This is a genomic window from Pseudomonas inefficax (assembly GCF_032164165.1).
Taxonomy (GTDB): domain Bacteria; phylum Pseudomonadota; class Gammaproteobacteria; order Pseudomonadales; family Pseudomonadaceae; genus Aquipseudomonas; species Aquipseudomonas inefficax.
Genome location: NZ_CP134401.1, coordinates 5,628,707 through 5,647,663, shown reverse-complemented (window position 1 = coordinate 5,647,663; position 18,957 = coordinate 5,628,707). Strand labels below are relative to the sequence as shown.

Here is an 18,957-nt window from a genome sequence, read left to right as displayed (position 1 = left end):
GATTGACGCGGAGATCGAAAATGTCTGTCTGGACCCTCTACGAAGTGTTCGTGCGCAGCAAGCACGGCCTTAACCACAAGCATGTCGGCAGCGTGCATGCCGCCGATGCCGCCATGGCCATCGAAAACGCCCGCGAGCTGTACACCCGCCGCAGCGAAGGCGTGAGCCTGTGGGTGGTGCCCTCGGCACTGATCACCGCCTCTTCCCCGGACGAGAAAGACCCGCTGTTCGCCCCGGCAGACGACAAGGTCTACCGCCATGCCAGCTTCTACGAACTGCCCGACGAAGTCGGGCACATGTGAGGTTGGCCATGCATAACGAAGCCCTTGCCCCCTACCTGCTGCTGCTTGGCGACAGTGCCCTGGTTCAGGGCCAGCGCCTTTGCGAATGGTGTGGCCGCGCCCCGGCCATCGAAGAGGAGCTGGCCCTGATGAACGTCGGCCTCGACCTGGTAGGCCAGGCGCGCAACTGGCTGGAGTACGCCGCCGAGCTGCTCGATGATGGCCGTGACGCCGACGCCCTGGCCTTCCGCCGTGACGAACGGGCCTATCGCAACCTGTTGCTGGTCGAGCAGCCCAACGGCGATTTCGCCGTGACCATGACCAAACAGTTCTTGTATGACGCCTGGCATTTCGCCGTGCTGCAGGGCCTGGTCGGCTCGAACGACGAGCGTATCGCCGGTATCGCCGCCAAGGCCCTGAAGGAAGTCACCTACCACCTGCGCCGCTCCAGCGAGTGGGTGCAGCGCCTGGGCGGTGGCACCGAAGAAAGCCGCCAACGCATGCTCGCAGCCATCCCTGCACTGTGGCGCTTCACCGTCGAACTGGTCGCCGGTAGCGACAATGAAGTGCACCTGGCGCAGGCAGGTGTCGCTGCCGACCCCGCTGCCGTCGGCGCGGCCTGGCTCAAGCAGGTTGGCGAGACTTTCACCTCGGTCGAGCTGCCGCTGCCCAAGGCCGCCAGCCATTTTTACCTGGACGGTCGCAAAGGCCTGCACACCGAGCACCTGGGCCTGCTGCTGGCCGAGATGCAGTTCCTGCCGAGGGCGTACCCCGATGCAACCTGGTGAGCTGATTGCCGGCGACCGTGGCGCCCGCGCGCAACAAAGCGACGACCTGGCCCGGGCCTGGGCGGTACTGGCCCAGGTAATGGACCCGGAAGTGCCCGTGGTCAGCGTGGTCGACCTGGGGATCGTGCGTGACCTCGGCTGGCACGGTGGCCACCTGCATCTGGTCGTCACGCCGACCTACTCCGGCTGCCCGGCCACCGAGGTGATCGAAGGGGATATCCGCCAGGCGCTGGAACAGGCCGGCTTCCCCGCGCCGGCCCTTGAGCGTCGGCTGACCCCGGCCTGGAGCACCGACTGGATCAGCGAACTGGGCCGCAAGCGCCTGCGCGCCTATGGCATCGCCCCACCACAGGGCAGCGTCAGCAAGCGCAGCCTGCTCGGCGAGGCACCGCAGGTGTGCTGCCCGCAGTGCGGCAGCGCCCATACCGAATTGCTCAGCCAGTTCGGCTCCACGGCCTGCAAGGCGCTTTACCGCTGTCGCGAGTGCCTGGAGCCGTTCGACTATTTCAAATGCATTTGAGCCGTGGAGAACGCCATGAGCCAGTTTCACAGCCTGACCATCAAGCAAGTGCGCACCGAGACCCGCGATGCGGTATCGATTGCCTTCGACGTGCCCGAGCACCTGCAGGCGCAATTCCGTTTCACCCAGGGCCAGTACCTGGTCATGCGTACCCAGTTGGATAACGAAGAAGTGCGCCGCTCCTATTCCATCTGCAGCGCCGTGCAGGACGGCGAACTGCGTGTGGCGGTAAAGCGCGTGCCTGGCGGGCGCTTCTCGGCATTTGCCAATGACGTGCTCAAGGCCGGCCAGCAACTGGAAGTGATGCCGCCATCGGGCAGCTTCTTCGTGCCACTGGAACCGGCCCGCCAGGGCAACTACCTGGGCGTGGCTGCCGGCAGCGGCATCACTCCGATCCTGTCGATCATTGCCACTACCCTGGCCAGCGAGCCGCACAGCCGTTTCACCCTGCTGTACGGCAACCGCTCCAGCTCTGGCGCACTGTTCCGCGACAAGCTGGAAGACCTGAAGAACCGCTACCTCGACCGCCTGAACCTGATTTTCGTGTTCAGCCGCGAGCAGCAGGATGTCGACCTGTACAACGGCCGCATCGATGCCGATAAGTGCGGCCAGTTGTTCTCGCGCTGGCTGGACGTTCCTGGCCTGGATGCAGCGTTTATCTGCGGCCCGCAGGCGATGACCGAAACCGTGCGCGACAGCCTGCGGGCCAATGGCCTGGCCAAGGAACGCATCCATTTCGAGCTGTTCGCCGCCGCCGGCAGCGAAGCCCGTCGTGAAGCCCGCGAGGCGGCGCGCCAGGTGGACTCGGCGCTCAGCCACATCACCGTGATCAGCGACGGCCGCGCCCTCACCTTCGACCTGCCACGCAATACCCGGAACGTGCTGGACGCCGGCAATGCCATCGGCGCCGAGCTGCCGTACTCGTGCAAGGCCGGCGTGTGCTCGACCTGCAAGTGCCGGGTGATCGAGGGCGAAGTGGAAATGGACAGCAACCATGCCCTGGAGGATTACGAAGTGGCAGCGGGGTATGTGCTGTCGTGCCAGACCTACCCGGTGAGCGACAAGGTGGTGCTCGATTTCGACCAGCTCTGAAACCGCGTTGCCTGCTTCGCGGGTGAACCCGCTCCCACAGGGACTGCACAAGACCCGAGAGCAGCGCCCTACCTGTGGGAGCGGGTTTACCCGCGAAGAGGCCCTAAGCAACACCGCAACACCCGCGTGACCTCAACAAAACAATTACAACACCCAGAGATCGCAACCCATGACACCCGAACGCATCGAAAGCATCGCCAACCACCCCGACTTCCAGCACCTGGTGCAGCGCAAACGCCGCCTCAACGGCAGCCTGACCCTGGCCATGCTGGTGATCTACTACGGCTTCGTCCTGCTGGTAGCGTTCTCGCCCAGCACCCTCGGCCAGTCCCTCAGCGGTGGCGTCACCACCGTCGGCATGCTGGTGGGCGTGCTGATGGTGCTGCTGTCCTTCGCCCTGACCGGTATCTACGTGCACCGCGCCAACAACGTGCTCGACCCGCTCAACGACAAGGTCAAGCAGGAGTGCGCACAATGAACTGGACCGCCATCTCGATGTTCATGGTGTTCGTCTGCTTCACCCTGCTGGTCACCCGCTGGGCTGCCATGCGCACCCGCTCGGCCAGCGACTTCTACACCGCCGGCGGGGGCCTGACTGGCATGCAGAACGGCCTGGCGATCGCCGGTGACATGATCAGCGCCGCTTCGTTCCTGGGCATTTCGGCAATGATGTTCATGAACGGCTACGACGGCCTGTTGTATGCCCTGGGCGTACTGGCCGGCTGGCCGATCATCCTGTTCCTGATCGCCGAGCGCCTGCGCAACCTGGGCAAGTACACCTTCGCCGACGTGGTCAGCTACCGCCTGGCGCAAACCCCGGTGCGCCTGACCTCGGCCTTCGGCACCCTGGTGGTGGCGCTGATGTACCTGGTGGCGCAGATGGTCGGTGCCGGCAAGCTGATCGAACTGCTGTTCGGCATCAGCTACCTGTACGCGGTGATGCTGGTCGGCGTACTGATGGTCGCCTACGTCACCTTCGGCGGCATGCTCGCCACCACCTGGGTGCAGATCATCAAGGCGGTGATGCTGCTGTCGGGCACCAGCTTCATGGCCTTCATGGTGCTCAAGCACTTCGGTTTCAGCACCGAGGCGATGTTCGCCAGCGCCGTGGCCGTGCATGCCAAGGGCCAGGCGATCATGGCCCCGGGTGGCTTGCTGTCCAACCCGGTGGATGCCATTTCCCTGGGCCTGGGCATGATGTTCGGTACCGCCGGCCTGCCGCATATCCTGATGCGCTTCTTCACCGTCAGCGATGCCAAGGAAGCGCGCAAGAGCGTGTTCTATGCCACCGGGTTCATCGGCTACTTCTACCTGCTGCTGATCGTTATCGGCTTTGGTGCCATCGTCATGGTCGGCACCGAGCCGTCCTACCGTGACGCCACCGGCGCGATCATCGGCGGCGGCAACATGGTCGCCGTGCACCTTGCCCAGGCCGTGGGTGGCAATCTGTTCCTCGGCTTTATCTCCGCCGTGGCCTTCGCCACCATCCTGGCGGTGGTCGCCGGCCTGGCGCTGTCCGGTGCATCGGCTGTTTCCCACGACCTGTATGCCTGCGTGGTGCGCCAGGGCAAGGCCAGCGAGCAGGAGGAAATGCGCGTGTCGCGTATCGCCACGCTGCTGATCGGCCTGCTGGCGGTAATCCTCGGCCTGATGTTCGAGTCGCAGAACATCGCCTTCCTTTCCGGCCTGGTGCTGGCCGTGGCCGCTTCGGTCAACTTCCCGGTACTGCTGCTTTCGATGTTCTGGAAAGGCCTGACCACTCGCGGCGCGGTGTGCGGCAGCATGGCCGGCCTGGTTTCGGCGGTGCTGCTGGTGGTACTGAGCCCGGCGGTGTGGGTCAACGTGCTGCATAACGAGAAGGCGCTGTTCCCCTACAGCAACCCGGCGCTGTTCTCCATGAGCCTGGCCTTCCTCGGCGCCTGGGTGTTCTCGGTCACTGACAGCTCCGAGCGCGCCAGCCAGGAGCGTGGCCGCTACCTGGCGCAGTTCATCCGCTCCATGACCGGAATCGGCGCTGCCGGCGCCAGCAAGCACTGACTCTCAGGGAAGAACAACCATGTCGGGTAAAACAACAACAATGAACCGCACGCACTTCATTTCGGCCGCCTGGCTGGCGACCCTCGCCCTGCCGATGCCGGCGATGGCAGATTTCATCGGTGACAGCCACGCCCGGTTGGAGCTGCGCAACCACTACCTCAACCGCGACTTCCGCCAGAGCAACGCACCACAGGCCAAGGCCGAGGAGTGGGGCCAGGGCTTTACCGCCAAGCTGGAGTCGGGGTTCACCGAAGGCCCGGTCGGCTTTGGTGTCGACGCCATGGGCCAACTGGGGATCAAGCTCGACTCCAGCCGCGACCGCCGCAATACCGGCCTGCTGCCTTTCGGCCCGAACAGCCATGAACCGGTCGATGACTACAGCGAACTGGGCCTCACCGGCAAGGTGCGGGTGGCCAAGAGCACCCTGCGCCTGGGGACCTTGCAACCGATCCTGCCGGTGGTGGTGTACAACGACACCCGCCTGCTGGCCTCCACCTTCCAGGGCGGCCTGCTCACCAGCCAGGACCTGGCCGGCCTGACCTTCAACGGCGGCCGCCTGACCAAGGCCAACCTGCGTGATTCCTCGGGCCGCGACGACATCGGCTACGGCGCCGCCAGCAGCGACCACCTGGACTTCGGCGGCGGCAGCTACGCCATCACCCCGCAAACCAGCATCAGCTACTACTACGCAAAGCTCGAGGACATCTACCGCCAGCAGTTCGTCGGCCTGATCGATACCCGCCCGCTGGGCGAAGGCCTGAGCCTGCGCACCGACCTGCGCTACTTCGACAGCCGCAACGACGGCGCCGAGCGTGCCGGCAACATCGACAACCGCAACTTCAACGCCATGTTCACCCTCGGCGTACGGGCCCACAAGTTCACCGCCGCCTGGCAGCAGATGTCCGGCGACAGTGCCTTCCCGTTCGTGAACGGCGGCGACCCCTTCACCGTCAACCTGGTCACCTACAACACCTTCACCCGCGCCGGGCTGGACTCGTGGCAGCTGCGTTACGACTACGACTTCGTCGCCATGGGTATCCCCGGCCTGAGCTTCATGACCCGCTACACCGATGGCCGCCACGCCGAAACCGCCACCGTCAGCAATGGCCGTGAGCGTGAGCGCGACACCGACATCACCTATGTCATCCAGAGCGGCCCGTTCAAGGACGTCAGCCTGCGCTGGCGCAACGTCACCTTCCGTTCCGGCAACGGCCTGACCAACGCCGTGGACGAAAACCGCCTGATCATCGGCTATACCGTGGCGCTGTGGTAACAGCGCCCCTCTACATTGGAGAACAGCATGTCTGCCGCCCCTACCCTGCAAAGCTTCATCGCCGGCCGCTGGCTTGGCCAGCATGGCGCCCAGGCCCTGCGTAGCGCCCTGGATGGCCACGTTCTGGCCTACAGCCACGAAGAGCGCCCGGATTTCGCCGAAGCCGTTGACTTTGCCCGTGCTCGTGGTCTGGCCACGCTGATGGCCATGGACTTCCAGCAGCGCGCCGCGCGCCTGAAGGCACTGGCCCTGTACCTGGCCGAGCACAAGGAGCAGCTCTACGCCTTGTCCCACCACAGCGGCGCGACCCGTGCCGACAGCTGGATCGACATCGAAGGCGGCAACGCCACGCTGTTCTCCTATGCGGGTATCGGCAGTCGCGAGTTGCCGTCGGGCAACCTGGTGCATGAAGGCCCGGCCATACCCCTGGGCAAGCAAGGCCATTTCGCCGGCAGCCACATCCTGGTGCCGCGTGCCGGCGTAGCGGTGCACATCAACGCCTTCAACTTCCCCATCTGGGGCATGCTGGAGAAGTTCGCCCCGACCTTCCTGGCCGGCATGCCGTGCATCGTCAAACCGGCGACCTCGACCAGCTACCTGACCGAGGCCGTGGTGCGCCTGATGAATGCATCCGGGCTGTTGCCCGAAGGCAGCCTGCAACTGGTGATCGGCAGCACCGGCGACCTGCTCGACCGCCTGCAGGGCCAGGACGTGGTGACTTTCACCGGCTCCGCCGACACCGCCGCCAAGTTGCGTGTCACGCCGAACCTGGTGCGCAACTCGGTGCCGTTCACCGCCGAAGCGGATTCGCTGAACTGCGCCATCCTTGGGCCGGACGTGACCCCGGACAGCGAAGAGTTCGACCTGTACATCAAGGAAGTGGTCCGCGAAATGACCACCAAGGCCGGGCAGAAATGCACCGCCATCCGCCGCGCCATCGTACCGGCCAGGCACATCGACGCCGTTGCCACGCGCCTGCGCGAACGGCTGGCCAAGGTGGTGGTCGGCGACCCGTCGCTGGAAGGCGTGCGCATGGGCGCCCTGGCCTCTCACGACCAGCAGCACGATGTGGCCGAGCGGGTGCGTAGCCTGCTGCAGAGCTGCGACCAGCTGTTCGGCGCCAGCGATGGCTTTGCGCCGCGTGGTGAGGGTGTGGCCGAGGGCGCGTTCTTTGCCCCGACCCTGCTGCAGGCCCGCGACCCGCACGCCGAAGGTGGCGCCCACGATATCGAAGCATTCGGCCCGGTCAGCACGTTGATGGCCTATGACGACCTCGATGAAGCCCTGGTACTGGCCGCGCGAGGCAAAGGCAGCCTGGTGGCAACCTTGGTCACCGCCGACCGCAGCGTGGCAGCCAAGGCCATCCCGGTGGCCGCTGCCTGGCATGGCCGCCTGCTGGTACTCGACAGCGAGGCGGCCAAGGAATCCACGGGGCATGGCTCGCCATTGCCGCAGCTCAAGCACGGCGGCCCGGGCCGCGCGGGCGGTGGTGAAGAGCTCGGAGGCCTGCGTGCCGTCAAGCATTACCTGCAGCGTGCCGCAGTACAGGGTTCGCCGAGCATGCTGACGGCGGTTACCGGCGAATATGTGCGCGGTGGCGAAGTGATCGAAACCGAAGTGCACCCGTTCCGCCGCTATTTCGAGCAGTTGCGCATCGGCGAGTCGCTGCTCACCCACCGGCGCACCGTGACCGAAGCCGACCTGGTCAACTTCGGCTGCCTGTCGGGTGACCATTTCTACATGCATTTCGACGAGATCGCCGCCAAGCAGTCGCAGTTCGGCAAGCGCATCGCCCACGGCTATTTCGTGTTGTCGGCAGCGGCCGGGCTGTTCGTCTCCCCGGGGGCAGGCCCGGTACTGGCCAATTACGGCCTGGACACCCTGCGCTTCATCAACCCGGTGGGCATCGGCGACACCATCCAGGCGCGCCTGACCTGCAAGCGCAAGATCGACCAGGGCAAGACCAGCCCACTGGGCCAGCCCCAGGGCGTGGTGGCCTGGGACGTGGAGGTGACCAACCAGTTGGGCGAGCTGGTCGCCAGCTACGACATTCTCACCCTGGTGCTGAAAAAGCCCTGACAGTGCCGTTGGTCAGGGGCGGTGGCAATCCAACCGACCTCCCCTGGCTGTTGCCGCTCTCATTCAATGAGGGGTGGTCAATGGCTTCGCCTCTCACTCCTGTATTGGGCCCGCCTGATCGCGGGCCGTTTTTTTCATCGAGAGCGAGGGTTGCGAGATGAATGGCTTGATGGGAATGGGTGGCGGCAGCGCACAGGATGACTGGCCAGAGCTTGAGCCGGACCAGCGCAATGACCGGGCAGATGACCCGGATGCCGACCCCAATGTGGCTGATGACGAAGAAAACCGCCCGGGTGTACCGGCCAGCGACCCCGAATCCGGTGCCTGACCGTCATACAGACGGTCTGCGCGATCCCCTGTGGGGAGATTGCCCAACCCTTTGGGCCGCGCTGTCGCACAGATAACGGAATTCGCAAGCGATCCTCGTACCCTGTGGGAGCGGCTTTAGCCGCGAAGAATCCAACGCGGTGCATGGCACCGGCTGCGCCGGTGTTCTCGGCTAAAGCCGCTCCCACAGAGGATCGTGCCAACTTTTAGAATTTGAGCAGGACGTTTGTTCCCGCACGGATTGTGCAGTCGGGGAATCACATGGTCGCCGCCGGCCCACCTACCGACTGGTTCGGCTTGCCGCCGGATACCCGCCAGCTCACCGCGGTAATCCCGTAGCGCTCGGCCATCGGCCTGCTGACTTTTCTGATTTTTTCGCGCCCGAACTTGGGGATGATGCCGATGCCCGCATCGCAGCTTGCCCAATGCCAGGCCTCGGCATTGTCCAGCGTCTCCAGACGAATGATGAAACTGCGCGGCTGGCCATGCAGTTGGTAATCGATGATGTATAACTGTGGGCTAGGCATCGCAGGGGCCTCCCTTTCTCCATGGATGACACCCTGATTGATCGGAGCACGGCCAGAAGATTCAAAAAATCGTCGAACAATAGGGATCAAAGGCTATTGCAGCCTCGGTACGCAGAGCTCGGCCGGCACCCGGCCCAGCGGGTGCCGGGTGTCCGGTAACCCTTCAGCTCACTGTTGGCGCCCCCCGCCATGGCTGTTCTGGCCGCCCTTGCGGCCGGCCTCCGATGCCCGTTGGCGGTCATTGGCGAAGTTGCCGCCAGAAGCCTGCCCGCCTTTGTGCCCTGCGCGGGAGGCCCGTTCCCGGTCATTGGCGAAATTGCCTGGGTTGGTTTCCTTGGTGCCGCCGCGCTGGCTGGCTCGCTCTTGATCCTGCGCCATTTGGTATCTCCTTGCGATGGATGGGTCGCATGGATGTTTGCCATGCCTTGGTTCCGAGCCGCCGATCACAAAGTCTGCTCAATGGTTTTACTGGCAACTGACCAGTGGCACCAAACATGGGCCGGCAAAAGGTTTGCGTGGCGGAAGCAGGTGGATCGCACTTTCCTTTGCCGGCGGAGGTCTCAACAACATGGCGACGGCCTATAATCGCGCCACACACACGCCCGATGATGCTGCTTCGGGCGGAACGTTCCGGTCTGTACAAGGCTCCGTCCATGAAGTCGTCCGCCAAACAACCTGCCTCGCCCCAGAACCCGGCGCTCAGCCCCAGCCACCTGGATTTCCCGGTGGTGGGCATCGGTGCATCGGCAGGCGGCCTGGAAGCGATCTGTACGCTGTTCCGGCAAATGCCCGGCGATTGCGGCATGGCCTTCGTCGTGGTCTTGCACCTGTCCCCCGACCACCAGAGCGTCGCCGACCGCATCATCCAGGAGACCACGCAAATGCCGGTGCGCCAGGTGACCGAGCCGGTGCCGATCGAGCGCAACCACATCTATGTGATTTCACCGGCCAATCGCCTGTCCACCAACGATGGCTACCTGCGCGTGACCCCGGCCAACCGGCGCCGTGGCGACCACGTGGCCATCGACCTGTTCTTCCGTGACCTGGCTGACGTGCACAAGGACCACGCCTTCTGCGTGGTGTTGTCCGGTACCGGTGCCGATGGTGCCGTGGGCCTGTCGCGGATCAAGGAGCAAGGCGGCGTGACCCTGGCGCAAACCCCGGACGACGCCCAGTACGACAGCATGCCCCGCGCTGCCATCGAGACCGGCATGGTCGACCTCGTGCTGCCGGCGGCAGAAATGCCGCAGAAGCTGCTGGAGCTGTGGCGCAATGCCCGTCAGGTGAGGCTCCCGGAAATCGAGGACGACACCCTGCCCCCGGCCCTGGGTACCCGTGCCGGCGATGCCCAGGCTTGCGAGCCGATGCTCGAGGAGATCCTGCTGCAATTGCGCAGCAATACCGGCCACGACTTCCAGCACTACAAGCGCGCGACGGTGCTGCGGCGCATCGAGCGCCGCCTGCATGTAACCGGCCAGGCGGACCTGGCGGCCTACCTGCATTACCTGGAACAGCACCCCGCGGAATCCAGGGCGTTGCTGGCCGACATGTTGATTGGCGTGACCAATTTCTTCCGTGATCGCGAAGCCTTCGAAGCACTGGAGCGTCATGTGCTGCCGCAACTGGCCTGCGAACGCGACCCTGCCGAGGGCGCGGACGAGATTCGCGTATGGTCGGCGGGCTGCTCCACCGGCGAGGAGGCGTACAGCCTGGCCATACTGGTTTGCGAGCAGCTGGCACTGGAACAGCGCACGAGCAAGGTACAAGTGTTCGCCACTGACTTGGACGAACGCGCCATCGCCATTGCCCGCAGTGGCTCCTATTCCGAAGCGATCGTCACCGATGTGCCGCCCAGCCGGCTGCGCCAGTTCTTCCTCAAGGAAGACCAGCATTACCGGGTGCGAAAAGAGGTTCGCGAAAAGGTGCTGTTTGCCCGTCATAACCTGTTGTCGGACCCACCGTTCTCGCAGATCGACCTGATTGTCTGCCGCAACCTGCTGATCTACCTGGACCGCGAGGTGCAGCGGGACATCCTGCAGATGTTCCACTTCGCCCTGCGCCCAGGTGGCTACCTGTTCCTCGGTTCGTCCGAGTCGGCCGACGTGGTCAACGAACTGTTCACCCCGGTGGACAAGCGCAATCGCATTTTCCGCGCACTGGATGCCAGCAATGCCGGCCGTAACTCTGGCCATAAACCTGGCCATAAACCTGGCCGTCAGCTGCCCGGTACTTCTGCCGCCAGCATGCCGCAGGAAACACTGGCCAAGGCCAAACCGGGGCGCAAGCCATCCTTCGCCGACCTGCACCATCGTGCCCTGGCGCGGCGCATGCCGCATAGCCTGATCGTCGATATCGACGGCAATATCCTGCACATGAGCGAAGGCGTGGGCCGCTTCCTGCAACTGGCCGGGGGCGAACCGAGCCGCAACCTGCTCAACCTGGTGCTGCCGCCCCTGCGCCTGGCCCTGCGCAGCACCTTGTTCCAGGCGCGTCAGGGTACCGAGGCGGTGACCTCGCGCCCTGTCGACCTGGCGGAATCCATGGGCAGACTGCAGGTGGAGATCACCGTGCAGCCGTACAAGGACGACCTCGGCGCCAGCGATTGCCTGCTGGTGGTATTCGAAGAGCGCGCGCCCGACCCGTCCCTGCCGTTGCCAGGCGTCATCCGCCAGACCGACAGCATGGTCTTGCACAACCTCGAGCGCGAACTGCTGCGCACTCGCCTGCTACTGCAGGAAACCATCGAGCAGTCAGAGGTTTCCAGCGAGGAGCTGACCGCTTCCAACGAAGAGATGCAGGCCATCAACGAGGAGTTGCGTTCGGCCAGCGAAGAATTGGAAACGAGCAAGGAAGAGCTGCAATCGATCAACGAGGAGTTGCTTACGGTCAACTACGAGCTGAAGAACAAGGTCGAAGAAACCGACAAGATCAACGACTACCTCAGCAACCTGATCGCCTGCACGGAGATCGCCACGGTGTTTGTCGACCGCAACCTGCATATCCGCTGGTTCACGCCGCGCGCCACCGACCTGTTCAACATGCTGCCGGTCGATACCGGCCGTTCCCTGCTCGACATCACCCATCGCCTGGATTACCCGGCACTGGCTGACGATGCTCGCGCCGTGGCCCAGGGCGAGGCCATCATCGAGCGTGAGATCGGTAGCCAGGGCGATCACTGGTACCTGGCGCGCCTGCTGCCCTATCGCTCCAGCGAGCAGAAGATCGACGGCACGGTGCTGACCTTCATCGACATCAGCAGCAGCCATGCCGCCGAAGAGCGCGTGCGCCAGGGCGAAGAGCGCCTGAGCAAGCAGTTGGCCGAGACGCAGAACACCAGCCTCATGAAGGACGAGTTCTTCGCCGTCATGTCCCATGAACTCAAGCACCCGCTCAACCTGATCCAGCTCAACGCCGAAATCCTGCGCCGCCTGCCGTCGCTCAGGAACATCAGTGCAGCGAGCAAGGCCGTTGGTACCATCTGCGATGCGGTAACCAGCCAGGCGCGGATCATCGACGACCTGCTGGATGTGGCGCGCATTCGTACTGGCAAGCTCAAGCTCAAGACCGAGCCTGTGGATCTGCTCGCCGTCCTGCAGGGCATCCATGGCGTGGTAGTGAGCGAGCAACATCCCTGCCCGGTTCGCCTGGAGCTGCCCGCCGACAGCCTGCCGGTGGTGATCGAGGGTGACGTAACCCGCCTGGAGCAGATCATCTGGAACCTGCTGAACAACGCGCTGAAATTCAGCCCGGCAGGCAAAGAGATACGCCTGGTGCTGAGCCACGACGAAGACCACGCGCGCCTGCAGGTGATAGACCATGGCGTGGGCCTGAGCCACGACAGCCTGGAGCACATCTTCGACCTGTTCAGCCAGGCTGCGCCGCAACAGGCCAGCCACAGCCGCGAGGGCCTGGGCATCGGCCTGTCCCTGGTACGGCAACTGGCCGAGGCTCATGGTGGTAGCGTACGCGCCACATCACCGGGGCTTGGCCTGGGCTGCACCTTTACGGTCACCCTGCCCCTTTGCGCAATCCAGCACCCGCAGCGTGAGCGGGGCTCGGAGCCACTGAGCGAGGGCCGCCTGAATGGTATTCGCGTGTTGCTGGTGGATGACTCCGTAGAGGTGCTGGCGGTAATGCAGGAGCTGCTGGAAATGGAGAGCGCCACTGTTCATGCCTTCAGCAAGCCGCGTGAGGCCCTGGACGCCGCTTCGGGTGAGGAATACGACATCATCCTGTCCGACATCGGCATGCCGGTGATGGACGGGCATGCGTTGATCAAGGCCCTGCGTGGCCATGCGCACCTGCGCCATACCCCCGCCATCGCCCTGACCGGCTATGGCGCCAGCGCCGACCAGTACAAGTCACGCCAGTCGGGCTTCGACCGGCACTTGAACAAGCCTGTGGGCTATGACGAGCTGGTGGAGGCCATCGAAGCACTGAGCGGCTCGGTGCCTTACTGACCATTGGTCGCATTCAACGCAACGTTCATTGCTGCCAGGGGCCGAATCTTCATGGAATGAGGGATTCGCCCAGGAGCCTGAATGAAGCCAGTCAAGCATCGCGCCACCATCATCTGCCGGCATGGCAAACAAACCCATAAATGGTTGTGGGTAAGAAAGCCCAACGCCGCCTGGACCCTTCCCGGCGGCAAGATCGAACCCGGCGAGACGCCGGTACAGGCGGCGGAGCGTGAATTGCTTGAAGAAACCGGGTTGCAGGCAGAATCACTGACCTTGTTGATGCGCCATGAAGCGGCAGAGCGCATGCATTATGTGTTCGAGGCGGAGTTCATCGAGGCCCCGCACCCCAAGGCCTTGCACGAGATTGCCGATTGCCGGTTCGCTCATCTGGACCAGGTGCCCATGCTCAAGGACGAGATCAAGCTGCTGATCCGCTCGTTGCTGGCGTGTGATCGGGCGACGGCAGCATCGGTGAGATAGGCCTTTTTTGCCTGTGCCGGCCCTTTCGCGGGTGAACCCGCTCCCACAGGTCCAGTGGAATACCTGTGGAACCCCTTGTGGGAGCGGGTTCACCCGCGAAGAGGCCTGCCCTGCAAACTGCTAGGCATGCACACTCCACTGGCAGGCCTCCACCTCGATCGGCATCTCGTCTATGGCATGGATCATCCCGTTCGCCAGTGCCTCCCGGGGCCCGAGTATTCGCGGGTAGGCCATCAGATAACGTGGCACATCCAGCACCTCATCCGCCCCTTCCGTCCGCTCGGCGACGATCTGTGCATACAGCCGCAGGTCGTAGTCCAGGCTCATTGCATATTCGGCCATACGTGAGTGGTCGACCGAGCCATGCAAGGTCCAGTGGAACGGATGGAACAGGAACTTGCTGTAACTGCATGCCGTGCGCCGTTCCCCGGCCAGAAAGAGGATATTGCCCATGGACTCCACAGTGCCCAGGTTGTGGGTATGCACCGCGACCGGTAACGCCCGCAAAAAGTTGTACAAGGTAAACCCGTAACTGCACTCGCCGCCCATGGTGGCGATGTTCAGTTGCAGGACATCGGCGCCTTGCTGCAACGCCCGCGAACAGGTGTTGATCAGGTTGCCGCAGGTGGATGAGTTGATAGGCCCGGTGAAGTGGACGATATGTCTGGCCATGCTTGCCTCCGGTGTTGGCAGATCATTCCTTGGTTTTCTGCGCATCGTCACCCTGCCCGGCCATCTGCCGGTACTGCTTGCGCAGGGCATGCAGCTCGGCCGGATCCATGTCTTCAAGGTCCAGCAGCGCCTTGTGCGCCTGTTGGGTGGTGCGCAACAGTTCATCGATCTTGATGTGCAGTTCGTCGTTGTCGCGGTTCTGGGTGTTCTGGATCAGGAACACCATGAGGAAGGTGATGATGGTGGTCGAGGTATTGATCACCAGTTGCCAGGTGTCGTTGAAACCGAACAACGGCCCGGTCACCGCCCAGCTCAGGATCAGCAGGCAGGCGATGCCAAAGGTCAGCGGGCGGCCGGCCCAATTGGCCAGCCACTGGGCGAAACGGTCGAATTTCATCCTGGCACCCTTCCTCGTAGCAACTATTGGGTGGAAACGTCACGGGCCACAAAGTTCAACGCGGCATCCGCCTTTTCCGTTGGTCAACCGTGCTGAACCCTGGCCGCTGTTCACCAGTCGCACCTTCAGAGTGACCGAACAAGGACCCGGCAATGAGGAAGGCAGCGTGAGCGATATCCGCATCGGCATCTCTGGTTGGCGCTACGGCCCCTGGCGCAAGGATTTCTACCCGAAGGGCCTGCCGCAGGACGACGAACTGGCGTTCGCTTCGCGAGCGGTCAACAGCATTGAAATCAACGGCTCGTTCTACAGCCTGCAAACGCCCGAACGCTATCGGGGCTGGCATGACGAAACACCCCCCGGCTTCGTGTTCGCGGTAAAGGCCCCGCGCTACATCACCCATGTACGCCGGCTCAAGGACATCGAAGAACCCATGGCCAATTTTTTTGCTTCCGGGCCGCTGCTGCTCGGCAAGAAACTGGGCCCGTTCCTGTGGCAGTTTCCACCGAACATGAAGTTCGACGAGGCCCGGTTCGCCCGTTTTCTCGAACTTTTACCGCACAGCCGCAAGGCTGCGCGCGAATGCGCACAGGGCTGTGCTCAACGCCTGCAGGGCAACGGCAGCACAGATATCAAGGGTAATGCTCGGCTGCGCCACGCCGTGGAAATCCGCAACGAAAGCTTTCTGTGCGAAGCCTTCATCAAGTTGCTGCGCAAGCACCGGGTGGCGCTGGTAGTGGCTGACAGCGCCGGGAAATGGCCGTATGTCGAAGACCTTACCGCCGACTTCGTGTACATGCGCCTGCATGGCGATGTCGAGCTGTACAGCAGTGGCTATACCGCCCAGGCGCTGCGGCGCTGGAAGCAGCGCATCCAGCTGTGGAGCCAGGGCGGCCAGGCCGACGATGCCCAGCTGGTCGTGCCCGGGCCGCCGCCACGGCGCGCCGCCCGTGACGTCTACTGCTATTTCGACAACGACCAGAAAGTGCATGCGCCGTATGACGCCCGGCGCCTGTTGCAGAAGCTGTCGCTGGACCATGAGCTGATGACCGAGCCTGGCGTGGTGCCGGAGGTGACCCTGTGAACAGGACACTGCCTGCCCCGCACTGCATCATCGACAAGATCACCGCCGTGCATCGGCTTAATGTACTGACCTTGAACGTGCACAAGGGCTTCACCTTCTTCAACCGGCGCTTCATCCTGCCCGAACTGCGCGAGGCGGTGCGGGCCACCGGTGCCGACCTGGTGTTCCTCCAGGAAGTGCACGGCAGCCACCAGCAACATGCCCTGCGCCACCCAGCCTGGCCGGAAACGCCACAGTACGAGTTCCTCGCCGACAGCATGTGGCCGCAGTTCGCCTACGGCCGTAACGCCGTGTACCCCCATGGTGACCACGGCAACGCGCTGCTGTCGAAATTCCCCATCAGCCGCTTCGACAACCTCGACGTCTCGGTGCAGGGCAAAGAGCAGCGCGGCCTGTTGCATTGCCAGCTGGAGGTGCCGGGCCATGACCAAGTGCATGCGGTGTGCGTGCACCTGGGCCTGCGCGAGGCCCACCGGCAACGCCAGGTGAAGCTGCTGCTGGACCTGCTCGACAGCCTGCCGCCCAAGGCGCCGGTGATCGTGGCCGGCGACTTCAACGATTGGCGGCTGAAGGCCGATGCGGTGCTGTGCGAACACCTGGTAGAAGCCTTCGGCGAGCATTTCGGCACCCCGGCGCGCAGCTTTCCGGCGCGCCTGCCGCTGTTGCGCCTGGACCGCATCTACCTGCGCAACGCCATGCCCGGCAGTGCCCAGGTGCTGTCGAAATACCCGTGGTCGCACCTTTCCGACCACGCCCCTCTGGCATCGGAGATCAACCTGTGAACCGACCCTGGGTAGACGGCAACAGCGTGCAGTTGCTGATCAATGGCGAGCAATATTACCCCCGCGTGTTCGAGGCCATGGCCCAGGCACGCGAGGAAATCCTGCTGGAGACCTTCATCATCTTCGATGACAAGGTTGGCCAGCAATTGCAGCAGGTACTGATCGATGCCGCCCGCCGCGGAGTGCGTGTCGAAGTGGCCGTGGATGGCTACGGCACGGCCGACCTGCCTGCGCCGTTCATCGCGGCCATGACCGATGCCGGGGTCAGTTTCCACGCCTTCGACCCGCAGCCGCGACTGGTGGGCATGCGCACCAACCTGTTCCGGCGCCTGCACCGCAAGATCGTGGTGATCGACGGCGAGCGGGCGTTCATTGGCGGCATCAACTACAGCGCCGACCACCTGGGCGACTTTGGTGCCATGGCCAAGCAGGATTATGCAGTGGAGGTCGCCGGCCCGGTGGTGGCGCAGGTGCATGCCGCCAGCAAGCGCCTGATGTCGCCGGTACTGCAGCCGCCCAGCGCGGTACGGCCGCTGACCGAGCCTGCCGGCACTTGCAGCGCAGTGCTGGTCGAACGTGACAACGGGGTGCGCAGCACCGATATCGAGGCCCATTACCTGCAAGCGTTTCGCAGTGCCCGGCAGCGTATCGTGGTGGCCAATGCGTATTTCTTCCCGGGCTACCGGCTGATGCGCGAACTGCGCAATGCATCCCGGCGAGGCGTGGAGGTGCGGTTGATCCTGCAGGGCCAGCCGGACATGCGCTGGGTGCGGGCGCTGTCGCGGCTGCTGTACAACTACCTGTTGCGCGACGGTGTGGCCATTCACGAGTACTGCCAGCGGCCGTTGCACGGCAAGGTGGCGCTGGTGGACGACCAGTGGGCTACGGTCGGCTCCAGCAACCTGGACCCATTGAGCCTGTCGTTCAACCTGGAAGCCAACCTGTTCATCCGTGATCGCGCCTTCAATCACCAACTCAACCAGCACCTGCAGGCGCTGGCCCGCGAACAATGCAAGCCGGTCACCCTGGAACGCATGGTTCGCGGCTACTGGTGGCGCGCGCCGCTGATTTTCCTGTGCTTCCACGTGATCCGCCATTTCCCGCGGATTGCCGGTTGGTTCCCGGCGCACCGCCAGCACCTGCGTTCGCTGCAACCAGAAGCCGAGGCTCAGGGTGACTATCACGAGGGCAAGACCTGATGGCGCGAAAACACTGGCAAACCTGGGGCAAACGGCTGTTCACCCTGGCATTCCTGATCCTGATCCCTGTGCTGCTGTACCTGCTGGCGCGCAACCTGGACTGGAACGAGGTACGCCAATCGTTGCTGGCCTACAAGCCCGGCACCCTGGCCATCGGCCTGGCGCTGGCCGGGTGCAGCTACCTGACATTCGCCAGTTACGACCTGCTGGCCCGGGCCTACACCGGCCACCACCTGCCGGCTCGCCAGGTTTTGCCAGTGGCCTTCGTGTGCTATGCCTTCAACCTCAATTTCACCACCTGGGTGGGTGGTGTGGCCTTGCGCTACCGGCTTTACAGCCGCCTGGGCTTGGACACGGCAACCATCACCCGCATCATCACCCTGGGCCTGTTGACCAACTGGATGGGTTACATGCTGCTGGCTGGCACGGTGTTCGCCTTGCGCTTGGTCGAGCTGCCTGCCAACTGGGCGGTCGGCGCCAGCGGACTGCAACTGATCGGCCTGGTTTTGCTGGCGATTGCCGCAGGCTACCTGCTGGCCTGTGGTTTCGCCAAAAAGCGCACCTGGCGCTGGCGCGAGCATGAGGTAACGCTGCCATCGCTGCGCCTGGCGCTGTGTCAGGTGGTACTGGGTGCCAGCAACTGGGCGCTGATGGCACTGCTGATCTTCTGGTTGCTACCTGGCGAAGCCTTCTATCCATCGATACTTGGCATCCTGTTGATCAGTTGCGTGGCGGGTGTGGTCGCGCATATCCCGGCCGGGCTGGGTGTGCTGGAAACGGTGTTCCTGGCCCTGCTGCACGGGCAGCTTGCCCAGGGTACGCTGGTGGCGGCCCTGCTGGGGTACCGCACGCTGTACTATCTGGTGCCGCTGTTGCTGGCGGTGCTTACCTACCTGATCCTGGAAAAGCGCGCCAAGGCCATGCGCCGGCGCGACAAGCCTGCCTAGAGCTGACAAGGG

Annotated in this window: 18 protein-coding genes and 1 pseudogene; 15 read left to right on the top strand and 4 right to left on the bottom strand. The window is 63.9% G+C overall.

Annotated features, from left to right (window positions below):
- The first annotated feature begins 20 nt into the window (after window positions 1-20).
- The 9 genes and pseudogenes from paaB (at window position 21) to RIN61_RS25345 (ending at window position 8,398) form a co-directional block, all read left to right on the top strand.
- Window positions 21-302: a 1,2-phenylacetyl-CoA epoxidase subunit PaaB gene (paaB, locus tag RIN61_RS25385; protein ID WP_013972614.1), complete on the top strand. Its 282-nt coding sequence runs from the start codon at window positions 21-23 to the stop codon at window positions 300-302.
- Window positions 303-310: 8 nt separating this feature from the next.
- On the top strand, window positions 311-1,069 hold the full coding sequence (gene paaC, locus RIN61_RS25380; RefSeq protein ID WP_112251782.1) for a 1,2-phenylacetyl-CoA epoxidase subunit PaaC: 759 nt from the start codon (window positions 311-313) through the stop codon (window positions 1,067-1,069).
- Window positions 1,056-1,589, top strand: coding sequence for a 1,2-phenylacetyl-CoA epoxidase subunit PaaD (gene paaD / locus RIN61_RS25375; RefSeq protein WP_313854891.1), 534 nt, complete (start codon window positions 1,056-1,058; stop codon window positions 1,587-1,589). Before paaC ends, paaD begins: the two co-directional genes overlap by 14 nt.
- Before the next feature lie 15 nt (window positions 1,590-1,604).
- Entirely contained in the window at window positions 1,605-2,681 is a 1,077-nt protein-coding gene (paaE, locus tag RIN61_RS25370; RefSeq protein ID WP_215520871.1) for a 1,2-phenylacetyl-CoA epoxidase subunit PaaE, read from the top strand.
- A gap of 169 nt (window positions 2,682-2,850) precedes the next feature.
- Window positions 2,851-3,159 carry a DUF485 domain-containing protein gene (locus RIN61_RS25365; protein ID WP_004376242.1) on the top strand — a complete coding sequence of 103 codons (309 nt, stop codon included), beginning with the start codon at window positions 2,851-2,853 and terminating at the stop codon, window positions 3,157-3,159.
- Window positions 3,150-4,718: pseudogene (locus RIN61_RS25360) on the top strand (cation acetate symporter); the annotation flags it as partial. The gene RIN61_RS25365 and the pseudogene RIN61_RS25360, both read left to right, overlap by 10 nt.
- A gap of 40 nt (window positions 4,719-4,758) precedes the next feature.
- Entirely contained in the window at window positions 4,759-5,991 is a 1,233-nt protein-coding gene (locus RIN61_RS25355; protein WP_112251778.1) for an OprD family porin, read from the top strand.
- Between the two features lie 27 nt (window positions 5,992-6,018).
- Window positions 6,019-8,070: a phenylacetic acid degradation bifunctional protein PaaZ gene (gene paaZ, locus RIN61_RS25350; protein WP_313854884.1), complete on the top strand. Its 2,052-nt coding sequence runs from the start codon at window positions 6,019-6,021 to the stop codon at window positions 8,068-8,070.
- Window positions 8,071-8,227: 157 nt separating this feature from the next.
- Entirely contained in the window at window positions 8,228-8,398 is a 171-nt protein-coding gene (locus RIN61_RS25345) for a hypothetical protein (RefSeq protein ID WP_313854882.1), read from the top strand.
- 256 nt (window positions 8,399-8,654) lie between these two features.
- On the opposite strand, the gene RIN61_RS25340 is transcribed toward RIN61_RS25345, so the two are convergent.
- Both RIN61_RS25340 and RIN61_RS25335 read right to left on the bottom strand, forming a co-directional pair.
- Window positions 8,655-8,924, bottom strand: coding sequence for a DUF6555 family protein (locus RIN61_RS25340; RefSeq protein WP_046614159.1), 270 nt, complete (start codon window positions 8,922-8,924; stop codon window positions 8,655-8,657).
- Window positions 8,925-9,092: 168 nt separating this feature from the next.
- Window positions 9,093-9,302, bottom strand: coding sequence for a con-10 family general stress protein (locus RIN61_RS25335; RefSeq protein WP_085625071.1), 210 nt, complete (start codon window positions 9,300-9,302; stop codon window positions 9,093-9,095).
- Between the two features lie 275 nt (window positions 9,303-9,577).
- Here RIN61_RS25335 and RIN61_RS25330 point away from each other — a divergent pair, with 275 nt between their 5' ends.
- Both RIN61_RS25330 and RIN61_RS25325 read left to right on the top strand, forming a co-directional pair.
- A complete protein-coding gene (locus RIN61_RS25330; RefSeq protein WP_207879330.1) occupies window positions 9,578-13,384 on the top strand; it encodes a CheR family methyltransferase in 3,807 nt (1,268 codons plus the stop codon).
- Window positions 13,385-13,465: 81 nt separating this feature from the next.
- Window positions 13,466-13,864: an NUDIX hydrolase gene (locus RIN61_RS25325; protein WP_215520875.1), complete on the top strand. Its 399-nt coding sequence runs from the start codon at window positions 13,466-13,468 to the stop codon at window positions 13,862-13,864.
- A 120-nt stretch (window positions 13,865-13,984) separates the two neighbouring features.
- Here RIN61_RS25325 and RIN61_RS25320 read toward each other — a convergent pair whose 3' ends face one another.
- Complete coding sequence (locus tag RIN61_RS25320) at window positions 13,985-14,536, bottom strand: ATP-dependent Clp protease proteolytic subunit (RefSeq protein ID WP_112251773.1); 552 nt, start codon at window positions 14,534-14,536, stop codon at window positions 13,985-13,987.
- Between the two features lie 22 nt (window positions 14,537-14,558).
- Entirely contained in the window at window positions 14,559-14,933 is a 375-nt protein-coding gene (locus RIN61_RS25315; protein WP_112251772.1) for a low affinity iron permease family protein, read from the bottom strand.
- A 166-nt stretch (window positions 14,934-15,099) separates the two neighbouring features.
- On the opposite strand from RIN61_RS25315, the gene RIN61_RS25310 reads away from it, so the two are divergent.
- The 4 genes from RIN61_RS25310 to RIN61_RS25295 are packed head-to-tail and all read left to right on the top strand — an operon-like array spanning window position 15,100 to window position 18,945.
- Window positions 15,100-16,017, top strand: coding sequence for a DUF72 domain-containing protein (locus RIN61_RS25310; RefSeq protein WP_112251794.1), 918 nt, complete (start codon window positions 15,100-15,102; stop codon window positions 16,015-16,017).
- Window positions 16,014-16,799 carry an endonuclease/exonuclease/phosphatase family protein gene (locus RIN61_RS25305; protein ID WP_112251771.1) on the top strand — a complete coding sequence of 262 codons (786 nt, stop codon included), beginning with the start codon at window positions 16,014-16,016 and terminating at the stop codon, window positions 16,797-16,799. The genes RIN61_RS25310 and RIN61_RS25305 overlap by 4 nt, the downstream gene beginning before the upstream one ends.
- Window positions 16,796-17,998: a cardiolipin synthase ClsB gene (gene clsB, locus RIN61_RS25300; protein WP_112251770.1), complete on the top strand. Its 1,203-nt coding sequence runs from the start codon at window positions 16,796-16,798 to the stop codon at window positions 17,996-17,998. The genes RIN61_RS25305 and clsB overlap by 4 nt, the downstream gene beginning before the upstream one ends.
- The gene (locus tag RIN61_RS25295) at window positions 17,998-18,945 is read left to right on the top strand and encodes a lysylphosphatidylglycerol synthase domain-containing protein (RefSeq protein WP_112251769.1); all 948 of its coding nucleotides are present in this window, start codon (window positions 17,998-18,000) and stop codon (window positions 18,943-18,945) included. The genes clsB and RIN61_RS25295 overlap by 1 nt, the downstream gene beginning before the upstream one ends.
- Window positions 18,946-18,957 lie beyond the last annotated feature (12 nt).